The organism is Chondromyces crocatus (genome assembly GCF_001189295.1).
Classification (GTDB): Bacteria; Myxococcota_A; Polyangia; order Polyangiales; family Polyangiaceae; genus Chondromyces; species Chondromyces crocatus.
In genome coordinates, this window is record NZ_CP012159.1 from 7,631,928 (window position 1) to 7,656,759 (window position 24,832).

At 69.4% G+C, this 24,832-nt stretch carries 11 protein-coding genes; 3 read left to right on the forward strand and 8 right to left on the reverse strand.

What is annotated here, in order from left to right; all coding sequences use genetic code 11:
- Positions 1–5: 5 nt before the first annotated feature.
- From CMC5_RS27370 to CMC5_RS27400, 7 genes are all read right to left on the reverse strand, one after another.
- Positions 6–1,169: an SGNH/GDSL hydrolase family protein gene (locus CMC5_RS27370; protein ID WP_050433170.1), complete on the reverse strand. Its 1,164-nt coding sequence runs from the start codon at positions 1,167–1,169 to the stop codon at positions 6–8.
- A 30-nt stretch (positions 1,170–1,199) separates the two neighbouring features.
- Positions 1,200–2,669, reverse strand: coding sequence for an MFS transporter (locus tag CMC5_RS27375; RefSeq protein WP_050433171.1), 1,470 nt, complete (start codon positions 2,667–2,669; stop codon positions 1,200–1,202).
- A 102-nt stretch (positions 2,670–2,771) separates the two neighbouring features.
- Positions 2,772–4,025: a hypothetical protein gene (locus CMC5_RS27380; RefSeq protein WP_050433172.1), complete on the reverse strand. Its 1,254-nt coding sequence runs from the start codon at positions 4,023–4,025 to the stop codon at positions 2,772–2,774.
- The gene (locus CMC5_RS27385; protein ID WP_082362839.1) at positions 4,022–5,848 is read right to left on the reverse strand and encodes an AAA family ATPase; all 1,827 of its coding nucleotides are present in this window, start codon (positions 5,846–5,848) and stop codon (positions 4,022–4,024) included. The genes CMC5_RS27380 and CMC5_RS27385 overlap by 4 nt, the downstream gene beginning before the upstream one ends.
- A 389-nt stretch (positions 5,849–6,237) precedes the next feature.
- Complete coding sequence (locus tag CMC5_RS27390) at positions 6,238–7,218, reverse strand: thioesterase domain-containing protein (RefSeq protein WP_050433174.1); 981 nt, start codon at positions 7,216–7,218, stop codon at positions 6,238–6,240.
- A 16-nt stretch (positions 7,219–7,234) separates the two neighbouring features.
- Positions 7,235–10,594, reverse strand: coding sequence for a non-ribosomal peptide synthetase (locus CMC5_RS27395; protein ID WP_169796675.1), 3,360 nt, complete (start codon positions 10,592–10,594; stop codon positions 7,235–7,237).
- Positions 10,591–14,997: a type I polyketide synthase gene (locus CMC5_RS27400; protein ID WP_050433175.1), complete on the reverse strand. Its 4,407-nt coding sequence runs from the start codon at positions 14,995–14,997 to the stop codon at positions 10,591–10,593. Before CMC5_RS27400 ends, CMC5_RS27395 begins: the two co-directional genes overlap by 4 nt.
- Positions 14,998–15,499: 502 nt before the next feature.
- Here CMC5_RS27400 and CMC5_RS27405 point away from each other — a divergent pair.
- Complete coding sequence (locus tag CMC5_RS27405; RefSeq protein WP_169796676.1) at positions 15,500–16,537, forward strand: FG-GAP repeat domain-containing protein; 1,038 nt, start codon at positions 15,500–15,502, stop codon at positions 16,535–16,537.
- Between the two features lie 698 nt (positions 16,538–17,235).
- Here the strand turns inward: CMC5_RS27405 and CMC5_RS27410 are convergent.
- Positions 17,236–18,519 carry a PQQ-dependent sugar dehydrogenase gene (locus tag CMC5_RS27410; protein WP_245677775.1) on the reverse strand — a complete coding sequence of 428 codons (1,284 nt, stop codon included), beginning with the start codon at positions 18,517–18,519 and terminating at the stop codon, positions 17,236–17,238.
- A gap of 189 nt (positions 18,520–18,708) precedes the next feature.
- Between CMC5_RS27410 and CMC5_RS27415 the strand changes: the two genes are divergently transcribed.
- Positions 18,709–20,847, forward strand: a complete 2,139-nt coding sequence (locus CMC5_RS27415) for an MYXO-CTERM sorting domain-containing protein (RefSeq protein ID WP_050433178.1) — start codon at positions 18,709–18,711, stop codon at positions 20,845–20,847.
- Positions 20,848–21,008: 161 nt separating this feature from the next.
- A complete protein-coding gene (gene hrpA, locus CMC5_RS27420; protein ID WP_245677776.1) occupies positions 21,009–24,806 on the forward strand; it encodes an ATP-dependent RNA helicase HrpA in 3,798 nt (1,265 codons plus the stop codon).
- Positions 24,807–24,832: the final 26 nt, after the last annotated feature.

The following is a 24,832-nucleotide window of genomic DNA, read 5'->3' on the forward strand; positions in this document are numbered from 1 at the left end:
TGAGGTCACCAGCCGGTGGCGGCCTCGATGGCGTCGACCAGGCGGGTGGCCATCTTCTCGTGGGTGGTGAGGTTCGGGTGGTAGTCGCAACCGAGGCCATCGGCGGGGTCCAGCTCGCCGAGATCGACGAAGCCGATCCGGGTGTCTCCCGCTTGCTGGCGGGTATCGATGACGGTCTGGAGGTGCTGCTTGACGCGGGTGAGGCGCATCTCGCCCTGGGGGAAGCCATCGCTCAGCATCGGGCCGACGGCGCAGAGGATGTGCGCGTCCGGGTAGCGCGTGCGGAGGTCCTCCGCGAAGGCGGTGTAGGCGTCGATGAAGGGCTGGCCCGGGTCACCCGCGGAGAAGTCGTTGGTCCCGAGGTTCACGACCACGACGTCGGGCTGCAGGGAGAAATCCCACAGGCTCGTGGCATCTTCGGCCAGGGTGCGCAGGAAGCGGACGGGCATCTGCGCTTCCGTGGTGCCGTCGTAGCTGCGGTAGGCGCCGATGCCCGAGATGGCGAGGGTGGTGTGGCCGGCCGAAAGGGCGCGCGAGGCGATGGCGCCGTAGGTCATGTGCTCGTTCTCGGTGGCCGCGGAGAAGGAGCAGTCGGGGCCGTTGCCCTCGTTGCCGTAACCCGCGGAGATAGAATCGCCGACCACCTCGATGTGCCGATCGTAAGGCGGCGGCGAGGGAAGGATCTCGCCGTCGATGGGGGCGAGATCGAGGAGCTGGACGATGCCGAGGGAGGACTCGGTGCGCTTCGAGAGGAGCACGGTGTGCTCGCCGTCGGGCAGTTCCTTGGCGAGGGTGTACATGCTGTCTGGGCCCTTCAGCTCCAGGACCGTGGGCGCGCCGTCGTCGATGACCACGGTGAGGTAGTTCGAGCCCGTGTCGTGCAGCCGCGCCTGGATGCCGGTGCCCTTGAAGCGGGCCTGGACCTCGCTGCCCGGCCAGGCAAAGCGAGGCCCCGTCGGGTTGGTCTTGTCGAAGCGACCGATGAGGTGGACGTCCGGGGAGACGTTGCCCCCGCCCACGCCCCCAGCGCCGCTCCCACCCTCGCCAGGGCCAGCGCCGCTGCCCTCCGAGCTGCCAGCACCGCTGCCCGAGTTCCGGCTGTCCCCCTCGTCCGATGATCCGCAGGCCAGCGCGACCACCGCCAACGTCCCGATCACGATCCTTCGCATGCGAGGGAGCTTACCAGGATCTTGCCGGCGTCAGTGGGGCGCGGCGCCTTCGGCGACGGACAGAGACGCCGCGGGGCTCCGGTCCACGCGTGGGAAGAAGAGGCCGGCAGCGAAGGCCGCGACGGCGAAGGCGCAGATGATCCAGAAGTTGATCGAGAGGCCCGCGCCGAGGGCGCCGTTCATGGTGGCGAGGAGCTCGGGGGGCAAGCCGCGGCCATGCTCGGGGCCGAGCAGCTCGTTGGCCGCGGAGAGAGGAACGGTGGGATCGCGGAGCAGGTGGGAGACGAGCACACCGCCCATGAGGCCGACGCCGACGGCGCCACCGATGGTGCGAAAGAACATGTTGCTCGCGGTGGCGACGCCCCGCAGCTCCCAGCCGACGCTGGTCTGCACGGCGATGAGCAAGGCGGTGGCGGAGAAGCCGAGGCCGACGCCGAACATGCCCATCGCGATCTCGGGGACGAGGATCGACGCGCCAGGCTCGAGGAGGAGGGCGAGGAGGCCGGTACCGAGGACGGCGAGGCCGAGACCGCCGACGATGAGGGGGCGGTAGCCCGTCCGGAGGAGCAGCCTCCCCGCCACGAGGCTGGCGAGGGGCCAGCCGACGATCATGGGGGTGATCATGCCGCCCGCGAGCGTGGGCGAGCCGCCGAGCACCCCTTGCACGTAGAGGGGGACGTAGGTCGTGGCGCCGAACATCGCCGCGGAGAAGAGTGCGCCCGCGGCCGCCGAGATGGCGATGGCGGGGATCTTGAAGAGGTCCATGGGGATGACGGGGTCGGCCACCTTGCGCTCGACGAAAACGAAGGCCACGAGCAAGGCGGCGGCGACGGGGAGCCAGAGGTAGCTCTGGTCGGTCCCCTGGACGCCGAAGAGCAGGGCGACGACGCCCGCCGAGAGAAGCGCTGCGCCGGCGAAGTCGAGCTTCTGGGGTCTGCTCTCGATGCGCTCGTGGAAGAAGCCGAGCAAGAGGGCGATGGTGCAGAGGCCGACGGGGACGTTGATGAAGAAGACCCAGTGCCAGCTCAGGTACTTCACGAGCAGGCCGCCCGTGAGCGGTCCGAGGAGGCCAGCGAGGCCCCAGACGCCACTGAAGACGCCCTGGACCCGGGCACGCTCTTCCTTCGTGTAGAGGTCGCCCACCACGGTGAGCGAGACCGGCTGCATCGCGCCCGCGCCGAGGCCCTGCAGGGTGCGGAAGGCGATGAGCATGTTCATCGACGCAGAGAAGCCGCTGGCGATGGAGCCGACGAGGAAGAGCACGATGCCGAAGAGGAGGATGGGCTTGCGGCCGTAGAGGTCCGAGAGCTTGCCGTAGATGGGGACGGTGACCGTCGAGGCGAGCATGTACGCGGTGAAGACCCAGGCGTAGCTCTGGATGCCGCCCAGCTCGCCGACCACGGTGGGCATCGCGGTGGAGACGACGGTCATCTCCAGAGCAGCCATGAACAGGCTCAAGGCGAGGGCGACGGTGGTCAGGGGGCGGTGGGTGACGCGCATGATGGAAAGCGAGGGCAGTGCGGGAGGCGCTCCTCTTACCAGGAGAGGCGCCGGCATGCTCCTGGTCTCCCGAGTGTGCTTGGATTCGCTGCCGTCGAGGCTTCACGCACGGTTGCAGGTCGGTGCGACGATCCCGGTCAGCACGCCGTGGAGGAGGGATTCACCGACCCAGCCGTCCCAGCCGACGGCGATGACGTCGTCGTCGTGGCGCGGCTCGGTCGGTACGGGGGCCGGCATGACGAGCACGACCTTGGGCCAGCCGGTGAGCCAGGAGGCGTACTCGTGGCGGTAGAGCCAGGCTTGCTGGAAGCCCTGGGCGAGGTACGTCGGGTCCCGGGAGAGCTTGGCTTCGATGAGCACGGCGCGAGGGGCAGCGCCGGGGGCCTCGACGAGCAGGACGAGATCGGGTCGAAGGCGGCCCTGGAAGCCGAGGTAGCGGCGCACGGTGCGCTCATGAGGGCCCGGAGGCAGGCAGGCCTGGTTGTAGAAGAGACGCAACGTGGCGCCGTCCGAGGCTTCGAGCGCCGCGATCTCGCGGCGGCCTTGCTGGACGGCGGTGCGGCGGAGGTGGAAGCGCCCGGGTGAGCGGGCGTCGAGGGCTGCCTCGAGCGCTTCGACGAGGCGAAGGAGGACGGCGAGCTCGAAGCGGGTGGACGCCTTGAGGGGGAGGAGCGCGCCCTGGGCGACGAGCTGGGCGAGCGTGCCCGGATCGCGGGCGGCTTCGGCTTCGCGGAGGGCGCGGTGGAGGCGGGCAGCGAGCGCGTAGGTGGGGTGCGCGGCGGCGAGGGCAGCGTCTTCGTGGGCGCGGGCGGGGCGCTCGTCGGGGATCGAGGTGAGCGAGGGCGCGGAGAGGGCCTGATCGAGGGCGTCGAGGCAAGCGGACGCGCGAGAAAGGCCGAGCGCTGCGCCGAGGTCAGCGGCGTCGAGGCGCGCGAGGAGGGCGCGCAGGCGTCGGGCGGTGGCCGCGAGGACGGTGTCCTCGGGACGACCGAGGTCTGCCACGCGGTCGCGCGTCACGAAGCGGGTCGGGTGCCCTGCGAGGCGCTGGCGCAAGGTGGCGGCGAGGTCGGGGCGACCCGGGAGGCGGCCCTCCCAGGCGCGGGGCCCGGCGGTAGAGCGCAGGGGGAGACGGGGCAAGAACTCGGGGAGGGCGCGCAGGCAGAAGGCTTCGATGGCGTCGGCGTGGCGTGCCGCGAGGCTCGTCGCCCGGAGAAGCCCGAGCGCGTCGGGGCCGCCGCCGAGGCGTTCCAGGAGCTGCGCGGCGGCTCCTTCCGTCAGCTCGCGTCGTGTGGCGTCGGGGAGCAGGTACGCAGGGAAGCTGCTGGCGAGGTAGGCCTCCCAGGGGGCGTCGTTCACCGCCCTCGCCTCGGCGAGGAATTCGGGAAGGAGAGCGAGAGGGCATCGATCAGACGGCCATCGACCTCGGCCAGCGCTTCGGGAGAGGTCACCGGCTCGATCGCCGCCAGGATCCGACGGTACGCCTCTGCCGCCGGCTCGGGATCGAGCCCTTCGAGCTGCGGGAGCAGAAAGAGCAGCGCCGCCTCGGCCAGGGACTCCGCCAGGTCACCGCGCTGGCGGAGATAGCGCACCATGTCGAGCGCGATGGCCGGGCCCACAGGGCGAATTCCCAGGATGCCCGCGCCGCGGAACAGCCGCGTCAGCGCGGCGACGCCACGTGACGTGAGGGCAGGCGCCGGTCCCGCGCACGCGGCGTTCCGCTCGAGGAGGCGCGCGTAGCCCGTGTCGTCCGGCACGCCCACGTGGACGATCGCGAAGCGCCGCTGGGCCGCGTACGAAAGCCGGAAGAGGCCCGTGCGATCCCAGGTGTTCAACGTCGCGAGCATGCGGAACGGGGGAGGCACCTGGTGCGTTCGTTCGGGCTCGGGGCCAATCGAGACGAGTCGGCCATCTTCGAGGGCGTACGGGGTGGTGGTGCCGTGACCGCCGAGCACGGTGAGCAGCTCGCCGAGGGCTCGGTCGACGTCGGCGCGGTTGAGCTCGTCGACGACGAGCCAGGCGTGCTGCTCCAGTGCGGAGAGAAAGACCCCAGGGCGAAAACGAAGCGCCCCGTCACGCTGCAAGGCATAGCCACCGACCGCCTCGAAAGAACTCCAGTCGCCGGAAGCGGTCGCAGCGAGCACGCCGGCACAGTACCCCGCGGCCTCCGCAGCGCGGCCGATCGCCCGCGCGATCTCGGTCTTGCCTGTGCCAGGAGGCCCCACGAGCAGCAGGTGCTTGCCCGACGCGAGGGCAGCACAGATGCGGTCCACGAGCCTGCGCTGAAGTTCGAGATCACCCAGGTGAGGCAGGACCTGCTCGGGCCGCAGCTCCAGCCGAGCCGCGTTCCAGCGCGGCGGCATCGCCATGCCACGGCTCTCCCCCCCTCCCCTGCCCTCGATGTTCAGCGAAGGCGCGACGTCCGGCGCCCCCTGCCTCGCCTCCGAGGGCCACACCTCATCGGCCGCTCGCTCTTCGGCCTCGAAACCGAGCGCCACCGCCTCTGCCCACTCCGCATCCGTCTGGCGCTCCTCGAACAGAAGATCATCGGTGCGACGAAGGATCTCGCGGACCTCGTCGGCATGCGTGGCGAGAACATGGTGCCCGAGCGGGGTGAGCACATCCCTCGTGCCAGCGCGCTCGAGCAGACCGAGAGAGCGCAGCCACCCCTCTCGCACGCCGAGCTGCGCCGCACTGCGCTCGGGGACGTCGACGAGCGCAGCCAGCAGCCTCCCTCGCCTCCTGGTGTCCTCCGCGCCGGGATGCTCGATAAGCGCCAGCGCCTCCAGAAGCCCCAGATAGCCTTCGTGGAGCCGCTCGAACAAAGCTGCCGCGTCGAGCGAGCGACAGTAGGACGCCGCCGCCTCGGTCAGGTCGAGCCGTTCTCCCCGTCGTACGAGCAGACCTGCCCCCTGGAGCAGGGCGAGGCAACTCTCGGCAGCCCCTCGGCCGGGGGCGTCGAAGCGCTGCGCAAGCACCTCACGCAATCCCTCCATCGTCGGCCGCGCCGCCTGGATCCACGCGAGCAACCAGTCGAGCGTCGCCTTGTATCGAGCCGCGCCGCCTGGCAGCGCATGCACACGGGCCCGACGACGACCCCACGCAGATCCCGCCCCTGCCAGGTTCCTGGCGGTAGGCCGCCGCGAGGCGGTACGGGTCCTGTGCTCGTGTACCTGGTGCATGGCAATGCTCGGTCCCTCGGGTGAAGGGGGACCGAAGCCGGAGCGGCGTTTCCCGGCTGCTGATGATCGGGTAACTGCATTTACGTCCCCGAGCCAGCGGTAACGCGTCGAAATCGACGAGCAACAAATTCAGGAAGAAAACGCTCCTTACATGCAATGCATTATCGAGCAGGCCGCGCCCTGCAAATAAAATGGTCGGCTGGTAGAATCACTCTCATCAGCACAATGCCTCGCCGTCACCTCGACGGAGGAGGACCCAGCTCGACCCGAGAGGAGGGCCCGCGTTGGAGCATCGACGCCCTCGGGCTCCGAGGCCGACCAGCGCTCGCGGCTTCGAGGCGACCGCCTGGGGGGACGTCAGCCGGTGGGGACGTCAGCCGGTGGGGACGTCAGCCGGTGAGGAGGGCCGGCCTCACCCCCGAGTTCGGGACGGCTTCGAGGATCCGCAGCAGCTGGTCCCCGATCTTGCTGATGTGGGGCTCCGACCCATCGAAGAGCGCGCCGCCGTCTGCATCGACGTGGATCACGTCCGTCTGCTCCGGCGGGAGGACGCGTAGCGGCGCGGCGTAGGGGGAATCCAGGGGCAACTCGACCTCGTTTCGCTCCTGCTCACCAACCGCGAGCACCACCATGCGCCCGCGGAGACCGCCGCGAGGTTGATAGGTGAGCATCGCCTCCAGGCTGGCCTGGTACGTCTTCATGCGCTCCTGGAAGGCGAGCAGATCGACGCCCGCCAGCCAGCCGCCCAGCTTGATGTGCTCCACGACGGCGGCTTGCTGGGCCACCTCGTCCAGGGTCGCCAGGCGGTCGAAGGGCAAATTCAGCTGCACCTTCAGAATGCGCTCGATGATGAACGTGTAGTCCATGAAGCCGCGCATTTGCAGGGAACTCTCCCCCGGCAGCTTCTTCCAGGGTCGATTGAAGTTCGGCATCAGGTGCAAAATGAGCGCCGTCTCCTCCCCGCTGTCCTGAAGCTGCCGCGCCGCTTCGTAGGCCGGGAGGCCCCCCATGCAGTTGCCGGCGAGGTAATAGGGACCGTTCGGTTGCACACGGCGGATCATCCGGAGGTTGTGGGCCACAATCTCCTCGATCGTGCGGAGAGGCGCCTGCTCCCCGTCCAGCCCAGGGGTCTGGCAGCCGTAGACGCCCCACCCTTCGGGTACGTACGGCAGGTAGCTGCGCATGTATGAAACGCTCCCGTCCGTCGCCGGGAACACAAACAGGATGGGTGACCCCTCCCGCAGGATCTTCAGGTTCGATCCTTCGAGCCGAAGGAGCATTTCACCCCCGATGTTCTTGTTCTCGAGCAGCTTGCGGAGCAGGAGCTGTTTCGTATCGGAGAGCTGCTTGATGCGGTCCGCTGCATCCATGGCGTCCCAACCTTCCTCACTGACCTACGAGCTGGGCGAAGAGCTGCGCGGCTTCTTCTTCCGACATGGATTCGAGCCGCGCGAGCGCTTCACCGATCACGAAATCATCGTTCGTGCGGCGCTGGACGAGCTCTTTCACACGGGTTGCGAGGCCGGAGACCGTGGCCCGCTGGAAGAGTTCGTGCAGCCCGATCTGCACGCTGTGGCGTTGCTGAAGGCCGTAGAGTACCCGCGCTGCGACCAGGGAATGTCCCCCGAGTTCGAAGAAATTGTCCCAGCGCCCCACCTCGGTGACGCCGAGCACTTCAGTGAAGAGATCAGCCACGGACGCTTCGATGTCATCGAGGGGGGGCTCCCGGAGCGGAGGTGCCTGGATGGTCGGCGAGAGGGGGATCAGGGAGAGCGCCTTGCGGTCGATCTTGCCCGAGGGGGTGCGGGGGAACCTGTCGTGGATCAGGCAGCGCTGCGGGACCATGTAACCTGGGAGGCTGCGCGCGGCGTGCTCGCGCAGGGTGGGTTCGGAGATGCGGGGCGAGCCCTGGGCGAGGACGTGGGCCACCAGAGCACCCGTCGCGGTCTGGGTGGCCACGGCCTCGCGGACGCCTGGATGGGCGCGCAGGGTGTGCTCGATTTCTTCGGGTTCGATGCGGTGGCCGCGGACCTTGAGCTGATGATCCGTGCGCCCCAGATAGACGAGGCTCCCGTCGGGGAGCATGCGCACGAGGTCCCCGGTGCGGTAGGCAGGCTCCGGGTGACCGACGAGGTCGTGCAGATCCTGGAAGCGGCGCGCGGTCTCGCCAGCGCGGTTCAGATAGCCTCGAGAAAGTCCGTCTCCGGCGATCCATAGCTCACCAGGGAGACCCGGAGGACAGAGCGCACCTCGCATGTCGAGGAGGTAGAGGCGGGTGTTTTCGATGGGAATCCCGAGGGAGACCGGTCCTCCTCGCGTGACCCGCCAGCGCGTGGACCAGATGGTGGTCTCGGTCGGGCCGTACAGGTTCCAGACCTCGGCGCAGGCGTCGAGGAGCCGATCCGCGAGGGCTCGGCTCAAGGGCTCTCCGCCGCACAAGGCGCGGAGGGTGGGGCGACCGGTCCAGCCCGCGTCGAGGAGCATGCTCCACGACGAGGGGGTGGCTTGCATGACGGTGATACCGGTCGTTTCCAGGAGCGCTGCGAGGGCGATGGGATCCGACGCCTCGTGCTGCTGCGCGATCACCACGGTCGCGCCCCGGACGAGAGGAAGGAGGAGTTCGAGGAGGGCGATGTCGAACGAGAGGCTGGTCACGGCGCAGAGGACATCGTCCGGCGCGATGCCAGGCAGATGGGCCATGGCGTGGAGCAGGTTGACGAGGCTGCGGTGGCTGACGAGCACGCCCTTGGGCTTGCCGGTGGAGCCCGAGGTGTAGAGCAGGTAGGCCGCGTCGGCGGCGCTGGGGCTCCTGGCTCCAGAGGCGCTCGGGTCCGCGCCGGGGGACGCGGGGAGCGCATCGACGAGGACCCAGCCGACGCCGCGGGGGAGCGCGGCGAGGTGCTCGGACCGGGTGAGCACCGTCTGCACGCCGCTGTCCTCGAGCATGAAGGCGATGCGCTCGGGCGGGAGCGCAGGATCGATGGGTAGAAATGCGGCGCCGGCCCGGGGAATGGCCAGGAGCGAGGCGAGCATGTCGACGGAGCGATCGAGCAAGATGCCGAGGGTCGACCCCGGCTCGCGGAGCGACAGGATGGCACCGGCGAGCGCCTCGACCCGCGCCTCGAGCGCGGCATAGGTCACGCGCTCTCCCGCGCAGATGGCCGCGATCCGATCGGGGGTGCGGCGCACCTGCTCCGCGAAGAGGTCTTCGACCCGGGTGGCTCGGGGGTACTCCGCGCGGGTGTCCCCGAAGGCGTCGAGGGCGCGCTGGCGTTCGTCCGCCGAGAGGAACGAGATCTTGCCGAGCGGCTGATCGGGCTGTTCGAGCAGGGCCTCCGCGAGGCGTGTCCACCGCTCCGCCATGAGGCGCATGGTGCGGTCCTCGAAGAGATCGCGGTTGTAAAGGAGGATTCCCGTGGGCTTGCCGGCCCCTCCGAGGAAGAAGTGAAGCTCGACGTCGAATTGCACGAGGCCGGTGTCGAGCAGGAGCATCTCGGCGCTCGCTCCCGGGATCTCGAGCGGCTCGAAGACGTTCTGGAGGGCGAAGAAGACCTGAAAGAGCGCGTTCCGGCTGGTGTCGCGGGCGGGGGCGAGGCGGGAGACCAGCCGCTCGTAGGAGGCGTCCTGGTGATCCCAGGCGTCGATGCACATCTCGGAGATGCGGCGCACGAGGTCGCGGAAGCTCGGATCGCCCGAGAGGTCGGCGCGCAGGACGAGGGTGCTCACGAAGCATCCGGCGGTGTCCTCGAAGCCGGCGTCGGCGCGGTTGGCGTGCGGTGAGCCGACGGCGAAATCCTCCTGCCTGGAGTAGCCGCGGAGCAGGGCGAAGCTCACGGCGAGGAGGACGGAGAAGCGCGTGGCTTCCTCGCTCCTGGCGAACGCTTCGAGCCCCGTGAGCAGGGCGTTCGGAAGCTGGATGGTGGCCTGCCCGCCCCGGTGGGTGCGCACCGGGGGCCTCGGGTGGTCGAGCGGGAGGTCCAGGTCCGGCGTCCCGCCGAGTTGCCGCACCCAGTAGTCGAGGTTCTCGTCGCGCTCCGGGCTGTCGGCGCGGAGGCGCTCCCATTCGACGAAATCGGCGTAATCGAGCCGGGGAGCGTCGGAGGGGGGGACGTCCAGCGCAGGCGTGGCGAGCGCCAGGGACAGGTCCCGGACGAGGATGCCGAAGGTCCGGCCGTCCGCGACGAGGTGGTGCATCGTGAGGGTCCACAGGTGCTCCTCCGGGGAGATGCGCGCCAGGCAGGAGCGGAGCAGCGGGCCGCGCGCGAGATCGAAAGGCGCAGCGAGGAGGTTGCGGATCCGGGCGGTGGCGACCTCCAGCGACTCGTCTCGGCAGTCGATGCACGGGGTCTCCACGGCAGGCGGGGCGCCGAGGAGCTGAAGGGGTGTCCCCTCGATCTCGACGAAGACCGCGCCGAGGGCCGGATGACGGCGGAGCATGACCTGGAGCGCCTCGCCGAAGCGCTGGACGTCGAGAGGACCGCGGATGCGGTAGGTGAAGGCGAAGGAGTACCCCACGCCGCTCGGATCGAGGCGGCTGAGGAACCAGAGGCGCTCCTGCACGCTCGAGAGCCGCACGGCCTTCCGACCGGCGAGGAAGCGCAGGATCTCCGGCTTGTGCTCCTTGAGCATCCGGAGGTCCGCGTCCCCGAGCACCCCCTTCGCCGTGCGATACCGGAGGCGGTCGCCGTCGGCCGTGATCTGGGCCCCTCTCCTGACGAGTTCCGCGAAGGCGCCGAGGGCGTTCATAGCTCGCCTTCTTCCATCGTGCGCAGGGTGGTGGCCGCGTCGACGGCAGTGGCTTCCGGGAGCTGCATGCGGTCCAGGACTTCCCGGGCGAGCTGTCGGATGCCGTCCGCGAGAAGCACACGCGAGACGAAGAGCTCGACCCGGAGTTCGGTCAGGATCCGGTTGCGCACCTCCATCGCGATCAACGAGTCCACCCCGAGGGTCCTGAGGGGCTCGGTGACGTCGATCGCCTCGGGAGAAAGCCGGAGGACGTGGCTGATGTGCGCGCCGATCGCCTCCTCGACGAGGCGCTGGCGCTCCGCGGCCGGTGCCCCCTCGATGTGGTCGCGCAGCCTCACGTCCGGCTGCCCTCCGACGCCCAGCGCTCGTCCGGCGTCGAGATCGAACCAGTAGCGCTGACGCTGGAAGGGGTAGGACGGCAGGCGGACCACACGACCCCCCGCGCGGTAGAGGCGCGAGAAGTCCACGGGGTGGCCTGCGGCATAGAGCGCGCCCAGCGACTCCAGGAGAGACTGGCGGGCCCCTTGTCCCCGGCGGAGAGAGCCGACGACGACGCCGCCTCGGGGGCCCTCTTGCAGGGCTTCTTCCATGGCCGGGACGAGGACGGGGTGAGGGCTCACCTCGATGAACAGCGCGGGGCCTCGCGCGAGGGTCCGCGCGATGGCCTGGTGAAACAGCACCGGAGCGCGCAGGTTACGCGCCCAGTAGTCGCCATCGAGGTCCGAGCCGGTGCACTCCTCTCCGGTCACCGTGGAGCGCATGGGGATCCGCACGGCGAAAGGGGTGATCGGGGCCAGCGCTGCGCGCAGATCGGGGAGGAGCGCGTCCATCTGGGGGCTGTGGGAGGCGACGTCCACGTTGATGCGGCGGACGAAGACGCCCGCCTGGGTCAGCGTGGAGAGCACCTGCTCCAGCGCTTCGGGCTCGCCTGCGAGCGCGGTCGATCGGGGGCTGTTGCTCACGGCGACGGCGATCCGGTCGGCGTGGGGACCGAGGGCATCGCGCGCCTGAGCGAGACCCAGCTCGACCAGCGCCATCGCGCCACGGCCACTGAGGCGCCGCAGCAGGGCGCTCCTGCGGCAAATGATGCGGGTCGCGTCCACGAGCGAGAGCGCGCCCGCCACGTGGGCCGCCGCCACCTCCCCCATGCTGTGACCGATCACGGCATCCGGAAGGATCCCCCACGCGCGCCAGAGCGCCGCGAGCGCCACCTGCAGCGCGAAGAGCGCGGGCTGGACGATGTTGATCCGATCGAGACCGGAGCGCGGGGCGTCGGCCCACAGCTCGTCGAGCAAGGACCACCCGGCCTCTCGGTGGATGGCCCGGTCGCATACCTCGATCGCCGCACGAAACGACGGCTCGTGGCGGAGCAGCTCACGCCCCATGCCCAGCCACTGCGAGCCCTGGCCCGGAAAGACGAGCACCACCGGGAGCGGCCCCTCGAGCGCTCTCCCGCGGCCCGTGGACGCAGTGGGTTCATTGCGGAGGAAGGTGTCGAGGGAGGCGCGCAGATCGTCGCGACACGCGCCCACCGCGGCGAGTCGGTGCGCGTGGTGCTCACGCCGGACCCCCGCCGTGTAGACCACGTCCCCCAGGGAGGGGAGCGCGCCGTCCGACGCCTCGTCCCCCTCCAGAGCGCGCCGGTGAGCGCGCGCCAGCGCCACCAGCGCCTCCCGAGACTTTGCAGAGAGCGGCAGGATGCGCGGGTCGTCCTCGTCGAACGCCTCGGCGTCTTCGGGGAGGGCGTGCCAACCTCCTGGATGAAACCTGGGGCCGGCCCCCCCCGGGATCTGCGCCGCCGCCCGCCGCGAGACGGGCTGAGAGAGCGCCATCAGCTGCTCCAGCGACGAGCGCAACGCCGCGCGCTCGTCGACCTCACCGCGGCGGAGCGAGCGGAGCACCGCGCACGTCCGCCCCGACGCCTCCAGGTTCGCGGCGATGGCGCGCCCGACCAGGGGGTGCGGGCTGATCTCGAGAAAGACGGCCCCCGAGGGGTCCATCGCCTGGATCGCCTCGGCGAAGCGCACCGGCTCACCCAGGTTCTTCGTCCAGTGGAGGGCGTCGAGCCGCTCGCCCTCGATCTTCGCGCCGGTGACCGACGAGAACATCGGGATGGCTGCCGGGTGAGGATGGACGGCGCGGAGCGCGTCGAGGAGTTCGCCCCGCAGGGGATCGATCTGTGGGCTGTGAGGCGCGGAATCCATCTGGATCCGACGACAGAAGATGCGTCGCTGCTCGAGCGCGGCGAACACCTCGTCGAGCGCGCCGGGATCGCCAGCCAGGACCACCTCGCCAGGAGACGCATGAATGGCCCGGGAGAGGAGGCCTCGATGCGCTCGAATCGCCTCGCCCGCCTCGTCCCAGGAGAGCGCCACCACACCGAGCGCTCCTTGCCCGCGGATTCTGGCAAGGAGGCGGCCGTGCATGCAGGTGACGCGCATGGCGTCCTCGAGATCGAGCGCCGAGGCGACCTGGGCCGCCGCGATCTCGCCGCTGCTGTGTCCCACCACCGCGACAGGCTCGACTCCCCAGGCTCTCCAGAGCGCGGCGAGGGCGATCTGAAACGCGACGATGGCCGGACAGGCCACCTCGGCTTCTTCCAGCCGGGAAGAGCGTTCATCGGCCAGGAGCTGATCGATCAGGGAGAACCCCATGAGCTGCTGGACGACGCGATCGCAGGCCGCAAACGTGGTCCTGAAGACGGGCTCGTCCCGCAAGAGGGCGCGACCCATTCCCGGCCACTGAGAGCCCTGACCAGAGAAGACGAAGACCACCGGGGGTGCCTGCCGGGGTGCCCCCTCCACGACAGGCAGCGCCTGGCCAGCGGCCGTCGACATCACCTCGGGCGAGGACGGCGCCTCCTCGTCGCCTCCAGGGGCCCACGCTTCGAGCACGAGGTGACAGTTGGTTCCCCCGAAGCCAAAGGCGCTGACCCCTGCCCGCGCGGGCCGCTCACGAAGGGGCCACGGCGTGAGCTGCTGCACCACCTGGAGGCGCAAGGCTTCGAACGGAACGAGCGGGTTCGGCTCGGCGTAGTTCAAGCTCGGCGGGATCAGGCGCTGCCTCAGGCCAAGCGCCACCTTGATCAGCGAGACGATGCCCGCCGCGGCCTCCAGATGACCGATGTTCGTCTTGACCGAGCCCAGCAGCAAGGGTCGCTCGGGTGACCTCCCTCGACCGAGCACGGCACCGAGCGCGCTGGCCTCGATGGTGTCGCCGAGCGGCGTGCCCGTGCCATGGGCCTCCACGTAATCGATCTCGACCGGAGCGACGCCAGCCCGTGCGCAGGCGAGGCGGAGCACGTTCTCTTGAGCCCTCGGGTTGGGGGCGGTCAGCCCATTGCTGGCGCCATCGCTGTTCACCGCCCCGCCCAGAATGAGTGCATGGATGGCATCGCCGTCGGCGAGGGCCCTCGAGAGCGGCTTGAGCACGACCACGCCGGCCCCCTCCCCCCGCACATACCCGTTCGCGCGCGCGTCGAAGGAGAAGCAGCGTCCATCCGGTGACAGGGCGCCCAGCTTGCCGACGCCGATGGCGCTGTCCTCCACGAGGTTCAGGTTCACCCCGCCCGCGATCGCGAGCGTCGACTCACCGCGCCGCAGGCTCTCGCAGGCGAGATGGACCGCCACCAGCGAGGAGGAGCAGGCGGTGTCGACCGCCATGCTCGGCCCTTCCAGGCCGAAGACGTAGGAGACGCGGTTGGCGACGATGCTGTGATGAAACCCGGGGACCGTGTGTTGATCGAAGACGCGCCCCGAGCGGTACTGCAGGGTGGCGTAGTCGGCCCAGGCCACACCGACGAAGACACCGGTCATGCTCCCCTGGAGACGCCGCGCCGGGATCCCTGCGTCTTCGAGCGCCTCCCAGGACAGCTCCAGCACGAGGCGCTGCTGCGGGTCCATCTCGGCCGCCTCACGGGGCGAGATGCCGAAAAAGAGCGGCTCGAAGCCGTCCACATGGTCGAGAAACCCGCCCTGCCGAGGATCCACCGCCGTGGTCCCCACGGGCGCGTGGCGAGCCTCCGGGGGCCATCGCTCCGAAGGCGCCCTGGAAACCGCATCCACGCCCCCGGAAAGCAGGCCCCAGAACGCCTCGGGCTCCGCGGCGCCGGGCACGCGGCAGGCCATCCCGACGATCGCGATCGGCTCCTCTGCCTGGGGGCGAAGAGCCTGCGCAACGCGGGGGGCAGGCGCGGTGGAAGCGCCGCTCAGGTGGCGCGCCAGCGCCTCGATGCTGGGGTGCTCCCACGTCAACGTGGGCGACAGACGCCGTCCGAGCGCCGCGGAAAGATCGTCGACGAGCTTCGCTGCGCCGATGGATTCGAGGCCATATCGGCTGAACGGGACGCGGACGTCGATCGCGGAGACATCCAGCCCGCGCAGCTCCGAGAGCCGACGGACCAACCACTTCTCTATCGACTCAGGCAGCCGAGAGCTTTCAAGCATTGCTGGCCTCTGAAAGGCGGCGCGCGCTCTCGCTGTTCCGTGCTTCGACCTACGGGGCCTGAAGCCGGCGCCCTCGCGAACAGCGCACGCAGACAGCCTTGCGTGCTAACACGGCGAGATCACTGCGGCCACTTTCCTGAGCGGTCGAGCAAGTCCGTCGTTCTGGCTCGAAGACCACGTGGATGAAGGAGTGTCGTCTCCCTCGCCGCGGCGCGCAACAAAGCTGCGCGCCGCCGCGCGCAACAAAGCTGCGCGCCGCCGCGCGCAACAAAGCTGCGCGCCGCCGCGCGCAACAAAGCTGCGGTGTGCCCTCGAAGCGCACCGAGAAGCGCCGCCCACGGCATGCTTTGTGAACTTCCCGCGACGTCCACCATTCACCACGAATGCATCGAGCGGAGAGAACATGGGCCTACGAGCACGGCATATTTTGATCGCGAGTGGTTTGGCTTTCACCGGCTGCATGTTCTCGCGGGTCGATACGAAGCTGCCTGCGAGCAACGTACAGAGCATGGCGGTCGGCGATCTGGATGGCGACGGCCACATGGACCTGGTGGTGGCGCACGGCCCGGTGTCCGGAGACCGCGATCCTCGGCCGACCGTGAGCGCGCTCCTCAGCCAGGGAAACGGGACCTTCGTGACCAGATTCACGCCATTTGGCGACCGTACAGCCAGGCGCGTGTTGCTCGAAGATCTCGACGGAGATGGACGTGTCGACCTGGTGGTGCTCGGACGCGACGCGGACGGTCTCGGCCCGGTGCAGGTCTACCTGGGCCAGGGGAATGGCACCTTCGACGGGCGCGTCGACGTGGCGCTCGTCTCCCCGGGCGGAATCGCGGTCGGCGATCTCGATGGCGACGGCAAGCCGGACCTGATCATGAGCGACGCCGATGGCAACAGGCTTCTGCTCGCCTTCGGGCAGGGAGACGGCACCTTCGAGCGCCAGGCGGCCCACGAGGGCCTGCGAGGAAGGGAGATCGCGCTCGGAGACGTCGACGGCGACGGCCAGCTCGACGTGCTCGTTCTCGGGGCGGAGGTGCATGTGCTCCTCAACCGTGGCGGCGTGCTCCGCGAGGCCACGCCCGTGGCGGTGAGCCCCTCGGCGAGCGCGATGAAGCTCGCCGATCTGAACGACGACGGCGTGCTCGATCTCGTGGTGGTCGAGCCCGACGAGAACGCACTCACCGTCTTCCCTGGCCTCGGCCAGGGCAGGTTCGGTTCCGCACAGCGCCTGAGCGTCGGAGCAGGGCCGCGGGACGTCGCCATGGCCGATGTCGATGGCGATGGGCACCTCGACCTCATCAGCGCCGATCGAGAGGCTGACGAAATCTCGGTGCTGCTCGGCCGTGGCGATTGCACGTTCGAGGACCGACGGGCGTTCGCCGTGGGAGCCCAGCCGGCTCATGTCGTCGCGGCCGATGTGACCGGAGACGAGAAAATGGACATCGTCACGGCCAATGCCTCCGGGTCGGTGACCGTCCTCATCAATGCATTGCAGTAGCGCCGATACGCTCCCGCCGCGTGTTCCAGCGGGGTCCGACGATTCGACGTCCAATGCGCTCGTCGGCCGTCGACGTCGGCAGTTTGCGTGAAACCACGAGACCTGCCGGGCGCTGACGCTGGGCCTTCGTGAGGGAGATCCCCTCCCCCAGCGTTGCCATGGGCTTTCGAGGCGGGAAAACGAGGGGGTCGCCGCTGACGAGGAGGGTTTTGCGGCGATCACCCACACCATCAACCGCCGACGCACCCACTTTCGCTCTGAAACTGTGCGTGTCGGCGACCACCGACGCACCCAGTTTCGCGGCGAGAGCCCCTCGGTCGACCGCCGACGCACCCAGTTTCGCAGCGCTCACCGGGTGCGGGCCGCCGACGCACCCAGTTTCGCAGCGCTCACCGGGTGCGGGCCGCCGACGCACCCAGTTTCGCTCCGCGATCCACCCTGCCCCCGGTGACGGGGGCCGTTTCGCGCGAACAACGCCTCCGGATGCGCTGCCGACGCACGCACTTTCCGGTCCCGCCCTGCCATCGTCCGGCCCGAGGAGAAGTCCCCTCCCCTCCCCGACTCGGGTCGAGGTCACCGGGAACCCCCAGCGCAGCAGGGGGACTCGTACCAGGTCGGGTTCATGGGTCCGGGAGATCGAGGCGACGGTGGGGACTGCCGCACGGAGGCACGCAGCGGCCTCCGTGCCCGAGGCAAGCTCACTTCTTGTAGGCCACGTGCCACACCGTTCCGCTCCCGTCGTCCGTCACGAGCAGGGCCCCGTCGTGGGCCACGGCGACCCCCACGGGCCTGCCCCAGACGCGGTTGTTGTCGATCACGAAGCCGACCATGAAGTCCTCGTAGTAGCCGACGGCTTGCCCGTTCTCGATGGGGATCCGGATGATCTTGTAGCCCGTGCGCTTGGAGCGGTTCCAGGAGCCATGGGCTGCGACGAAGAGGTCGCCGGAGTAGTCGGCCGGGAACTGCGTGCCGGTGTAGAACGTGAGACCCAGCGTCGCCGAGTGAGACTGGACGAGCACGTCGGGGATGATGGACTTCTCTCGCAGATCCGGGTGAAGGTCCTCGTGGCGAGGATCCTGGAACTGGCCGAGGTAATACCAGGGCCAGCCATAGAAGCCGTCCTCCCGGACGCGGGTGACGAAATCGGGGACCAGATCGTCGCCGAGCTCGTCCCGCTCGTTCACCGCGGTCCAGAGATCGCCCGTCGTGGGCTCGATGGCCAGCCCCACGGGATTCCGGATGCCGGATGCGTAGATCACCTCGTTCTTGCCGTCGGGCGAGTAGGCGAGGATGTTCGCGCGGCGCACCTCGGTGTCGTCGTCGGCGGCGTTCGTCCGTGAGCCCACGGAGACGAACATCCGCGTGTTGTCTTTGCTGAAGACGAGATCCCGCGTCCAGTGGCCTCCCCCACCCACCGACTCTTCGCCCGAGGGGATGTCGCTCACCAGGGTCTCGGCCGCGCCACGCGGCTCGGTGTCACCGACCTGGTAGGGGAAGCGGATGATGCTGCCCGTGTTGGCAATGTACACATGCGTCGGCGCGTCGGAGCCCGAGGGGAAGAAGGCGAGGCCGAAGGGCCTGGTCAGACCGTCGGTGTACGTGGCGCGGCTCTCGGCCACACCATCACCGTCCGCATCGCGGAGGATTTCCACCCTCCCCGCATTGCTGTCGACCACGAACACGTCGCCATTGGGCGCCACCCGCACGATGCGGGGTTGGGTGAAGCCCGTCGCGTATTCGGTCACGGTGAAATTTGGCGGGACCAGTGGCCACGCCCCCTCCGGGCGAGGCGCGATCGCGGGGAAACTGAAGGCGAACCCTGTGTGATAGGGCTCAGGAAGGTCGTCGACGGTGATCTTCCGCTTCACCCCTGGCGCATCGGTCGTCCAGTCCCCCATGGCGTCTGCGCCCGTGAGGATCTCGAGTTCGGGCTCGGAGGGCCCCTTCGGCCCATCATCTCCTCCCGAAGAGCATGCAGCCACGACGCCGATGCTCACCAGCAAAGTCCCTGCGCTCCAGCGCCGAGCGCGATGGGTTCCAGCCTGTCTTTCGTTCATGAGGGTTCTCCGTGGTCTTCGACGGGACATTCGATGTCCCAGGTGAGGTGGTCGTGGCGTCTCCCGATGCTGGAGACGCTTCCGGCGGCGCTACGTTAGGCCTAGCATGGCCGGATGTCGCAACGTGATGCTCGGTTCCGTCGCCGCTCGCGTGTCAGCCTGGCAGGCCTGCTGGCCGGCGCCGTGGGCGCCTGTGTTCTGGGCGCGCCCTCGGACGCACGCGCCATCACGGCCTTCGCTTCGGATTGCAACTTCGACTTCCAGGATGTCTACAACCCGGGAGACGCCGTCTGCGTCACCGGCGAGATGGATATCGTCCCTCCGGGGAAGATCTGCGCCGAGGGGTATCTGCACATCGTCCCCGCCGGCAGCGCGAACCCGTTCGCCGACGTGACACAGGGCGGAGCGAACTACATCTTGGGGTGTGCCGGGGCCGGCGCATTCTACGACGAATACGTCTGGCTGCCTCCGCTCATGCCTGGCCAGTACGAGATCGTCATCGATCAATACCCATTCTCCGGCGCGTTCAACCCTGCGACCGATTACCGCACCGGTGGTGTCGCCTTCAGGGTCTCCGACGCCCCCATGGTGCTGTCGGTCGACGTGGGCGCCATCAAGCTCGCCGCCGCAGACGGCCTTGCTTACGCAAAAGCCATCAAAGACCTCGCGGAATACCTCGCGCTCGTCGATTACCTCAGCACCATCGTGGACTGGACGGGTTCGTTCGGTCTGGGCGGGGGGCTCGCCGCCATCGCCCTCGACAAGTTCTGCACGGCCACCAAGCTGGATTGCCCCACCTCGTACAACTCCGCCGTGATCACCATCGGCAACAAGATCCTCGAAGGGATCTCCGAGTCCCTGTCGCTCAAGTACCTCGCGATCATCGCCGACCCACCGGATCCCAATTTCGGAGCGGTCGTCGGGCTGAACGGCGCGGACGCCCTCGCGCTCGGTGCCCCGTGGACGCCGGGCGCCAACCGCGAGATCCCTCGTGGCCAGATTGCAGCAGCGCAGCACCTCGCCACGCAGGTCGCCGCGTACGACGCGCTGGTCCCTTCGGTGGAGAAGCTGCAGGGGGCCCGGATCGCAGGCTCCAACCTCGGCGCGACCCTTCAAGCGGAGAAGACCAAGGCGTACGCCGAGCTCGCGCTGAGCGCTGGCGAGGGGCTCCTCGCCGAGCTCGACACGCTCGCCTCGTTCCTGGAGAGCAAGGGGACGCTGAACAGCGGCGTGGATGTCGCCGACCTGCAAGAGAAGATGGCTGCACTCGCAACGAACGGGTTCTCGGCCGAGGAGGTGGCGATCCTGCGCTCGTTCGGGGCGAGCGAAGCCGACATCGAGCAGCTGCGCGTGGAGCTGCCCCAGCGCGCGATCCCTGCCTCGGTCGACTGGGCCGCGCTGCTCGGGGCCATGCGGGGGTCCTTCGAGTCGGTGCGGCCGGCGCTCGTGGATCTCGCGGCGCAAGCAGAGGCGATCCGCGCCGAGAATGCGCCGTACGCCTTCCGACCGGGACCGCAGGCGTCCATCAACGCGCCGGCCTCGGGCCAGGTGGGCACGGCCATGACGCTCTCGGCCGCGGTGAACCACTTCGATCCCAGCGCGGCCCTCACCTACGGGTGGGACACGGATCTCGATGGCGACTTCGACGACGGGGCCGGGAGCGCACTGTCCTTCACCCCGGTGGCGCCAGGGCGCACGGTCGTGTCACTCCGGGTGCGCGATGCCAGTGGCCATGCGGACATCGTTCACACGACGATCGAGGTGGCGCCGTCGGGCAGCCCGCCCGAGTTCGTCGAGGTCACGCCGGGGGAGATGGCGCCTTTCGCGGACGTCGATGAGGTCGTGAACTTCTCGGCCCGTGCCGAGGATGCCGATGGAGACGCGGTGACGATCCGCTGGGCCGTCGACGGCGTGGAGCAAGCCACGGGTTCCACCTTCGCGTTCACCATGCCGGACGAAGAGCCCCACCGCGTCGAGGTCGTTGCCGCAGACACCGATCCGTACTCCCCGGATGCACGGGCGGTGTTCGTCGTGCGCGCAGCGCGCTGGCAGAACGGCAGCAACGGCTCTGGAGCCGGGGGTCCCGGAGGCCCGAGCTCCGGGAGCGGTGCCGGCGCTGGCGCGGGAGAGGGCGATGGATCCAGCTCGGGCTGCGGCTGCGAAGTGCCCAGCGGCGCAGGGAGTGCTGGCGCGCCGCTGGCAGCGCTGGCGCTCGTCACGCTTCTGGCCGCGCGACGTCGCCGCCTCGGCTGAGCCTCCGCCCCTCCTGGCGCCGTCACCGCACGGCGCGCGCGTGCGAAAAGCCCGGGTGGAGCGCCCGTTCCAGCCGGGTCGACTCCCTGAGCCAGCTCGGCTGAGCCTCTTCGTGCCCGGAGAGCGCTGCCTGCTCTCCCGTCCAGGGAGAGAAGTGCTACGTGTCCTGCCCTGTGAAGCGCACCCCGCCTCCTCCGGCCGCTCCCTCACGCAAGGGTCCTCCCGCCCCCGTCGACGAGACGCGTTCGCCCGTCACCTTCCCGGAAGAGCTGCCGATCTCGGCCCGCGTGCGGGACATCGCAGAGGCCATCGCGTCGCACCAGGTCGTCATCGTGGCCGGCGAGACCGGCTCGGGGAAGACGACCCAGCTCCCCAAGATCTGCCTGGCCATGGGCCGCGGCCTCGACGCGCACATCGGCGTGACCCAGCCGCGCCGCATCGCAGCCACCAGCGTCGCCGCGCGGGTCGCGAAGGAGCTGGACGTCGAGCTGGGGCGCGAGGTCGGCTACAAGATCCGGTTCGCCGATCGGACGAGCCGCTCGACCTACGTCAAGTTCATGACGGACGGCATCCTGCTCGCCGAGCTGCAGGGGGATCCGCTGGCGCGAGCGTACGACACGATCGTCCTCGACGAGGCCCACGAGCGGAGCTTGAACATCGATCTCCTGCTCGGGCTGATGAAGCGGCTCCTGCCGAAGCGGCCGGACCTGCGGGTGATCATCAGCTCGGCGACGCTGGAGACCGAGCGTTTCGCTGCCTTCTACGGCAATGCGCCGGTGATCCATGTCTCCGGCCGGACGTTCCCGGTGGAGGTGTTCCATCGCCCACCGCGGGATGGCGAGGGGGAGCTGAGCGAGCACGTCGCCAACGCGGTGGAGGAGATCACCTCGCTCGATCCGCGCGAGGACATGCTCATCTTCCTGCCGGGCGAGCGGGAGATCCACGAGGTGGAGGGCGAGCTGGCCAGCCGCAACCTGCGGCACACGGTGGTCCTCCCCTTGTACGGCCGGCTGTCTCAGGCCGACCAGCAGCGCGTGTTCCAGTCGTTGCCGGAGCGTCGCATCGTGCTGGCCACGAACGTCGCCGAGACGTCGCTCACCATCCCCGGGATCGTCTACGTCGTCGACGCCGGCCTCGCGCGCGTGAACCGCTACAGCGCCCGGACGGGCGTCACCCAGCTCCAGATCGAGCCGATCTCGAGGGCCAGCGCCGATCAGCGCAAGGGCCGCGCGGGCCGCGTGCAGAGCGGCTGCTGCTTCCGGCTCTATGAGGAGCAAGATTATCTCTCTCGTTCTGCCTATACCGATCCCGAGATCCTCCGCGTCGGGCTCGCAGGCGCGATCCTCTCGATGAAGTCCATGGGGCTCGGCGCGATCGAGGAGTTCCCCTTCCTCGATCCACCGCCGCGGAAGGCCGTGGAAGAGGGCTACCGCGTCCTCGAAGAGCTGGGCGCCCTCGATGCGAAGGGCGATCTGACCGACATCGGAAAGAAGCTTTCTCGGCTGCCGCTCGATCCCCGGATCGGGCGGATGATCCTGGCTGGCGCCGAGGAGAACGCGCTCCGCGAGATCTTGATCCTCGCCGCCGCGCTCGGCGCTCAGGATCCGAGAGAGCGCCCGCTGGCCGCACAGAAGCAGGCCGACGACGCGCATCGCAAGTTCCGCGACGAGGCCTCCGACTTCGCGGGGTTGCTCAAGCTGTGGCACTTCTATCAGGACGCGCAGGAGCGGATGACCCGGGGGCAACTCCGCAAGCTCTGCCGCGACAATTTCCTCTCGCACCTCCGGCTGCGCGAGTGGAGCGACGTCCACCGCCAGCTCTCGGAGATCGCGCGTGACATGGGCCTGCGGCCTGGCACCCAGGCCGCGAGCGACGAGGCCATCCATCGCGCCATCTTGCCCGGCCTGCTCAGCCGCATCGGGATGTGGCAACCCGAGAAGCGCGTGTATGCCGGTGCGCGGCAGACCCGCTTCGTCCTTCATCCGTCGTCGGGGCTCTCCAGGAAGCCACCGGCGTGGATGGTCGCCGCCGAGCTGGTCGAGACCTCGCAGCTCTTCGCCCGCATGGCAGCGCGCATCGATCCTGTGTGGCTCGAACCGGCTGCTGGAGCGCTCTGCAAGCGCAGCCACGGCGATCCGCACTGGGAGCAGCGCCCAGCGCAGGTCATGGCCAAGGAGCAAGTCTCGCTCTACGGCCTCCCCATCGTCCGGGATCGTCGCGTGCATTTCGGCCCGATCGATCCGGTCGCGTCGAGGCGCGTGTTTCTGCTGCACGCCCTGGTGCGCCAGGAATATGCCGGCCGGGGCGCCTACCAGGATCACAACCAGGGGGTGATGGAGGAGGCGCGAAGGCTCCGTGACAAAGCGCGCCGCAGTGATCTCCTGGCCGACGAGGACACGCTGCTTCGCTTCTTCGATGCGCGTGTGCCCGAGGGCATCTACAGCGGCAAGACGTTCGAAGCGTGGCGCAAGGAAGCCGAGGAGAAGGACCCGCGCGTCCTCCATCTCTCGCTGGCCGACCTCCTCCTCGACGAGGCCGCCGAGCTCACGGCAGAAAGTTTCCCGGACACGCTGGAGCTTTACGGGGCCTCGCTCCCGCTCACCTATCGGTTCGAGCCAGGTGAGGACGATGACGGGGTCACCGTCACCTTGCCCCTCGCCTTGCTCCCTCAGGTGGATCCTGCCGTCCTGGAGTGGACGATCCAGGGCTGGCACGAAGAGAAGGTCACGCTCTTGCTCGAATCGCTTCCCAAAGCGCTGCGCCGAGAGCTCGGTCCTGCGCGTGAGGTCGGGCGCGAGCTCGCCGCGGCCCATCCTCCCTTCAAAGGACCCATGCTGGCCACGCTGGGACGAGCCATCCAGGATCGAACGGGCATCCGGGTCCCCCCGGATGCGTGGGATCTCGCCGACCTCCCTGCGCACTATCGGTTTCATTTCCGGCTGGTCGACGCGGCCGACAAGGTCGTGGGTGAAGGTCGCGATTTCCGGGAGCTGAAGGAGCGCTTCGGCAGCAGAGCGCGGGAAGCCTGGGGCCGCGCGACGGCCGAGGGCTTCCCGAAAGAGGGGCTGACCTCGTGGAGCTTCGACGCCCTGCCGGAGCGGATCCCGATGAACGTGGGCGGCGTGAAGCTCTGGGGCTATCCAGCGGTGGTCGACACGGGGAGCGCGGTCTCGCTGCGCGTGACGCCCTCACGGGAGCTGGCCGACGAGGCGACCCGGAGCGGCCTGCGTCGCCTCTTGCTGCTCGGTCTCGGCAGCACCGCGGCGAAGCTCGAGCAGCAGCTCCCTGGTGGACTGGACAAGGGTCTGCTGGCCGAGCGCGTTGCCCTCCGCGCTTCCCCCTTGGCCAGGGAGAGCCCGCACCTCGGCCCTCGCGCTCAGCTCGCACGTCGCGCTCTCGATGAGGCGTTCAAGCTCGATGCGTCGGAGACCTTCCCGCGCACCCGTGCCGACTTCCAGGCCCGGCTGGCCGAGGGACGCGCCGGGATTGGCGCGGCGCTGCCCAGGCTGGGACGTCTCGCTCAAGAGATCGCCGCGGAACTCGACAAGGCCGAGGGGGCGCTGCGTTCGCTCTCCGCCAGGCCCATCGCGCGGTCGGTCCTCGACGATGTCCGCGCCCAGCTCGCGCACCTCCTGCCACCGGGGATGTTTCTCTCCACGCCCACCGAGCGCCTGGTGCACCTCCCCCGTTACCTGCGCGCCATCCAGGTACGGCTGGAGCGGCTCCCGAACGGCCCTCAGAAGGACCAGTCCAAGGCCGAGCAGGTGCTGCCGTTCTGGAACAACTGGCTCAAGCACCGCGAGGGCCTCCGCGCGCGAGGCGTGCCTCCCGAAGATCTGGAGGCCTTCCGGTGGATGATCGAGGAGCTTCGCGTCTCGGCGTTCGCGCCCGAGCTGAAGACCGCGGTCCCCGTGTCCCCCCAGCGCATCACGGAACAGTGGCGCGCGCTGACGGGCTGATCCTCTCGAGGCGCACCGCGTGAACC

Bases quoted from the DNA above. Each gene is read 5' to 3' on its own strand.
- CMC5_RS27370 (WP_050433170.1), bottom strand. From the start codon at position 1,169: ATGCGAAGGATCGTGATCGGGACGTTGGCGGTGGTCGCGCTGGCCTGC.
- CMC5_RS27375 (WP_050433171.1), bottom strand. From the start codon at position 2,669: ATGCGCGTCACCCACCGCCCCCTGACCACCGTCGCCCTCGCCTTGAGC.
- CMC5_RS27385 (WP_082362839.1), bottom strand. From the start codon at position 5,848: ATGCACCAGGTACACGAGCACAGGACCCGTACCGCCTCGCGGCGGCCT.
- CMC5_RS27390 (WP_050433174.1), bottom strand. From the start codon at position 7,218: ATGGATGCAGCGGACCGCATCAAGCAGCTCTCCGATACGAAACAGCTC.
- CMC5_RS27395 (WP_169796675.1), bottom strand. From the start codon at position 10,594: ATGAACGCCCTCGGCGCCTTCGCGGAACTCGTCAGGAGAGGGGCCCAG.
- CMC5_RS27405 (WP_169796676.1), top strand. From the start codon at position 15,500: ATGTTCTCGCGGGTCGATACGAAGCTGCCTGCGAGCAACGTACAGAGC.
- CMC5_RS27415 (WP_050433178.1), top strand. From the start codon at position 18,709: ATGTCGCAACGTGATGCTCGGTTCCGTCGCCGCTCGCGTGTCAGCCTG.